This window comes from Lentzea sp. NPDC058436, from assembly GCF_042721515.1.
Classification (GTDB): Bacteria; Actinomycetota; Actinomycetes; order Mycobacteriales; family Pseudonocardiaceae; genus Lentzea.
Map to the genome: position 1 here is coordinate 1 of NZ_JBHXLF010000045.1, position 1,547 is coordinate 1,547.

At 56.3% G+C, this 1,547-nt stretch carries 1 rRNA gene; it reads left to right on the forward strand.

Annotated features, from left to right (window positions below):
* Positions 1-1,516 (forward strand): 23S ribosomal RNA (locus tag ACFWN2_RS45935); the annotation flags it as partial.
* Between the last annotated feature and the right edge of the window lie 31 nt (positions 1,517-1,547).

Here is a 1,547-nt window from a genome sequence, read left to right on the forward strand (position 1 = left end):
TGTGGAGCGCGGGACCTGAACTTGTAGTAGTCAAGCGATGGGGTGACGCAGGAGGGTAGCTCCGCCAGTGAGTGGTAGTACTGGTGCAAGCGTGTAGGCCGAACTGTAGGCAAATCCGCAGTTCATATAGGCTGAGACGTGATGCGTAGCCGATTGAGGCGAAGTAGAGTGATCCCATGCTGCCGAGAAAAGCCTCTAGCGAGCTTTCACGCGGCCCGTACCCCAAACCGACACAGGTGGTCAGGTAGAGAATACCGAGGCGATCGGGCGAACTGTGGTTAAGGAACTCGGCAAAATGCCCCCGTAACTTCGGGAGAAGGGGGGCCGTAGCGCTTGAAGCCTCTTGCAGGCTAGGGCGAGACGGCCGCAGAGACCAGCGAGAAGCGACTGTTTACTAAAAACACAGGTCCATGCGAAGTCGCAAGACGATGTATATGGACTGACGCCTGCCCGGTGCTGGAACGTTAAGGGGACCGGTTAGTCTTTCGGGGCGAAGCTGAGAACTTAAGCGCCAGTAAACGGCGGTGGTAACTATAACCATCCTAAGGTAGCGAAATTCCTTGTCGGGTAAGTTCCGACCTGCACGAATGGCGTAACGACTTCTCGACTGTCTCAACCGCAGGCCCGGCGAAATTGCATTACGAGTAAAGATGCTCGTTACGCGCGGCAGGACGGAAAGACCCCGGGACCTTTACTATAGCTTGGTATTGGTGTTCGATTCGGCTTGTGTAGGATAGGTGGGAGACTGTGAAGCGGCCACGCCAGTGGTTGTGGAGTCATCGTTGAAATACCACTCTGGTCGTATTGGATGTCTAACCTCGGTCCGTGATCCGGATCAGGGACAGTGCCTGGTGGGTAGTTTAACTGGGGCGGTTGCCTCCCAAAGAGTAACGGAGGCGCTCAAAGGTTCCCTCAGCCTGGTTGGCAATCAGGTGTTGAGTGCAAGTGCACAAGGGAGCTTGACTGTGAGACTGACGGGTCGAGCAGGGACGAAAGTCGGAACTAGTGATCCGGCCATGGCTTGTGGAAGCGTGGTCGCTCAACGGATAAAAGGTACCCCGGGGATAACAGGCTGATCTTCCCCAAGAGTCCATATCGACGGGATGGTTTGGCACCTCGATGTCGGCTCGTCGCATCCTGGGGCTGGAGTAGGTCCCAAGGGTTGGGCTGTTCGCCCATTAAAGCGGTACGCGAGCTGGGTTTAGAACGTCGTGAGACAGTTCGGTCCCTATCCGCCGCGCGCGTAGGATACTTGAGGAAGGCTGTCCCTAGTACGAGAGGACCGGGACGGACGGACCGCTGGTGTGCCAGTTGTTCTGCCAAGAGCATTGCTGGTTGGCTACGTTCGGAAGGGATAACCGCTGAAGGCATCTAAGCGGGAAGCTCGTTCCAAGATGAGGTATCCCACCCTTTGTGGGTTAAGGCCCCCAGCTAGACCACTGGGTTGATAGGCCAGAGGTGGAAGACCGGTAACGGTTGGAGCTGACTGGTACTAATAGGCCGAGGACTTGTTACAAAGACGCTACGCATCCACTGTGCGGTTCTGG